General features: G+C 48.0%; 3 protein-coding genes and 1 pseudogene. All 4 read left to right on the top strand.

Annotation, left to right across the window (positions count from 1 at the left end; translation table 11 throughout):
* Positions 1–199, top strand: a pseudogene (locus tag J0895_RS13780) (RNA-guided endonuclease TnpB family protein); the annotation flags it as partial.
* Positions 200–630: 431 nt separating this feature from the next.
* Complete coding sequence (locus J0895_RS13775) at positions 631–2199, top strand: alpha/beta fold hydrolase (protein WP_207088653.1); 1569 nt, start codon at positions 631–633, stop codon at positions 2197–2199.
* A 44-nt stretch (positions 2200–2243) separates the two neighbouring features.
* Positions 2244–2900 (top strand): GIN domain-containing protein, encoded by a 657-nt coding sequence (locus J0895_RS13770; RefSeq protein WP_207088652.1) that lies wholly within the window; start codon positions 2244–2246, stop codon positions 2898–2900.
* A 75-nt stretch (positions 2901–2975) separates the two neighbouring features.
* Positions 2976–3682 (top strand): DUF6920 family protein (locus J0895_RS13765; RefSeq protein ID WP_207088651.1); only part of this gene is annotated, 707 nt, incomplete at its 3' end.

Genomic DNA, 3682 nt, shown 5'->3' with positions numbered 1-3682 from the left:
GCTACCCAAATTCGGTGAAAAACCGGCAACAGTGGCAGTCAAGCGCGGAAAACGTGGATTGTTTAGGACTGGAACGTTTGGATGTATCAATGCAGGCTGTAATGGTGCTGCTAATATCCTTCGCAAAGTAAAGGGAAAGTTTAAATCTAATTTGAGCGGACTTATTAGAGGCACAATGAGCAGCGCCCATCAGAATTAGGCTTTGGTCTAAGGCTGTGCAAGAATCCCCGTGTCTTTAGACATCGGGAGTGTCAATTCAATCTCTATTTTTCCAGCTAGTTCAGCCCCGTTATTTTTTAACGTCTGGTCTAGCTGGATTTTATATTTTATATATAAATGTAAAAATCAGCCTGGGTCTGAACAGAAATGTAGCAAATTAAGCTATGATATCTGGAGGGATGAACAAGGGCATTTCTTTTGTTGTATCATGGGCGCGGCATAAATGCTGATAAGCCGCTCGACCCCATTACTAAAGTTTGTTAAAGTGCATATTTGCAGAAACCTCGATTAGGTGTTACTACTCTTAGTTTCTGCCAAGGGGAGCCTAGATGCAAGTCGGGCTCCCCTCTTTTTGCTTTCGTAGCACTTGCTTAATCTAAACTCCAGTAAATAAATAAGGCGAACCGCAGCATGGCTAATGACTCTTCGCGTCTACCTCATGCCGACTCCACTCAGCATCTTCTGCGATCGTTGTGGCGCGATCGCCGGATTGGTGCTGCGATCGCGACGGCTGCGGCATTGCTACTCGGTTTCGCGATCGCACACTTCATGCCCCGTGGTCCAGCAACAGCGACCACCGCCTTGATAGTAATGATCACGAGTTTTGCTGTTGGCGGTGTGGCAGGTCTGGTGATGCGATCGCGATGGGCAATGCTACTGGCGACCATCGCCTACGCGATCGCCATTGAAATCGGACGGCTCAATATCATCGGTCCGACTGTGGATGCAATCCGTCTGAATGAGCCATTTGGAATTTTGGCGCTGATTCTAGGACGGGGATTTCATGGTCTAGTGGGCATATTGCCGATGATCCTCGGTGTTCAGTGGGGTATAGCAATTGCCCGATCTCTATCTGGCAAACTCGTTCCAAAAATCAATTCTATCCATTCTATAAAACTAGGTGGGTGGGCAATTGCTGCAACGATCGCACTAATTATTCTAGCCGTGTGCGTCGCCTTGCCCGCCAGTACACCGCCCATTCTGGGGGCAAATGGAAAACCCCTGGCAGGCAGCATCGCCAGCCTAGAAAAGGTTCGCCTGGGCGGACAGAATCAGTGGATTATGCTGCGTAGTCATAGCATCGATAAGCCCGTACTCCTCTATCTCAGCGGTGGTCCGGGACAGAGCGATCTACCCTATTCACGAGTGTTGTTCGATGACCTAAGCCGAAATTTCGTCGTTGTCAGTTGGGATCAGCGCGGAACAGGCAAATCCTACGCAGCGATCGATCCAACCTCCACCCTAACCCTCGACCAAGCCATCTCCGACGCGATCGAACTGACTCAATATCTGCGCGAACGATTTGATGAGAAAAAGATTTACCTGCTGGGTGAGTCGTGGGGCAGCATCCTTGGGGTTTTAGCCATTCAACGTCAGCCGGAATTGTATTACGCTTGGATTGGCAGTGGTCAGATGGTCAACCTGCGTGAAACCGATCGCCGAACTTATCAGGACATCTTGGCACTGGCAATCAAAACGGGAGATACCTCACTAGCGACCAAAATGCGAGCCTACGGAGAGCCGCCCTACGCAGACAGCCCCTACGCCAATGCTTTTGTAATGGGACAGTACGAGCGACTCTACCAGCCTTACTCCCCGCCCCAGTCCTACATTCAGCGTGGCACCGCTGCCAACCTTGGACCTATGGGCATCTTTGGCAGTGAGTACAATTTGGTAGAGAAGGTGAATGTCTTACGGGGGTTGCTCGATATGTTTGCGGTGATGTACCCACAATTGCAAAACATTGACTTTCGCAAAACTATCAAACAGCTTGAAGTACCAGTTTATCTGCTTGATGGCGCAGCCGAACTCAAGGGACGCCGCGACTTAGCGATTGAGTGGTTCGACATATTAAAAGCACCCCGCAAGCAACGGTTTACCTTTGAGAACGCCGCGCATTCTGTCGCCTTTGAGCAGTTTGAGGCATTCTCCAAAATTATGACTGAAACCATCTTGCCTGAAACCTATCCGAAGCCCTGACTTAGCTATCAGAGGATATAATTATTAACGGAGTGAAAGACCTTATGAAGATATTGACATTTCTCAACCTAGGATTAGTTATTAGCTTGACAGGATGCGTTGTTATTAACACTCCCTCAAATATTAAAGGAAGTGGTATTACTAAGACGGAAACTAGATCTCTTGCCTCCTTCAATGCTCTAGATGTGGAGTATGTTGGTGCGATCGCAGTGCGTTCTCAAGAGCCGCAGAGTCTCGAAATTAGCGGCGACGATAACATCATCCCATTCATTACCACTGAAGTTAAAAACGGTACTTTGTACATTCGAGGTACCAAAGGATACATTCCTCAGCAAAAATTACAAATCAGCGTATCCACTCCTGATGTGAAGCGGTTCGTCTTTGATGGAGTCGGTTTCGCGAATCTATCCAACATTAAAAACGATCGCTTGGAGATAGTGGTGACTGGAGTTGGAAGTTTTAGCGCATCTGGGGAAACAAAGGAATTGGATATTACTTTATCTGGTATTGGCAGTGTAGATGCGAAAAATTTGCGTGCTGTCAATGCTAAGGTAAATTCAAGTGCGATCGGATCTGTTGACCTCTACGCAACGGGGCAATTAGATATAAAAGCATCTGGCATGGGGGAAATCAATTATTATGGCAACCCGAAAATTGTCAATAGACAAACTGAAGGAATCGGGAAAATAAACCAGAGATAAATGACGTACCATGAATTTGGACAAACCATCAAACAACTTGAACTGCCAGATTGATAACTTAAACATGAGGACACCATGATTAATACTAAACCCATCTCAATTGAAGACTTGTGGGAATCGACACCAACAAGTAATCGCCCATTTGATCCAGAATTATTAAGCAATCTTCCCCATCTTGCTCGGTGCTATTTAGAACAGGCGATCGCCCCTGGCACCATGCTTGCATCCGCCGTTCGACTATGGATGCATGGAGAAATAAAACTCGGACAAAAATGGCATTCCTTCAAAGGAGAGGAAGTCATTGACTGGAACCGGGGCATGATCTGGCGGGCGACTACTTGGATGAATGGGTTGCCGGTTTTGGGATGCGATCGGGTCGTGGATGGTGTCGGTGAAGCGAAATGGAAAATGCTGGGACTCTTTCCAGTCATGCAGGCAAGTGGTGCGGATATCACTCGATCGTGTGTGGGACGAGTTCAAGCAGAGTCGGTATGGCTACCGTCGGTCCTCTGCAACCCTGACATCATCTGGACGGAGTTGAGCGCTTCCCAAGTCCAGGCAACCTTCACAGCACTCGGAGAACCGGCCAAGATTACCCTGACGGTTTCCAATCAGGGAGTCTTGGAACAGATCAAAGTCGATCGCTGGGGCAGCCTAGAAGGTGAAGCGTTTCACTATGGCGATTTTGGTGGCATAGCCGAGGATAGTGGTACATTCGACGGCTACACGATCCCGACTCGTCTTCGCATTGGCTGGTTATTCGGCAGTGAACAATTTGAGTC

Origin of the sequence: Phormidium pseudopriestleyi FRX01 (assembly GCF_017313335.1) — a bacterium.
In the GTDB taxonomy this organism is placed as follows: domain Bacteria; phylum Cyanobacteriota; class Cyanobacteriia; order Cyanobacteriales; family Laspinemataceae; genus Laspinema; species Laspinema pseudopriestleyi.
This window is presented reverse-complemented; position numbering and strand designations above follow the sequence as displayed.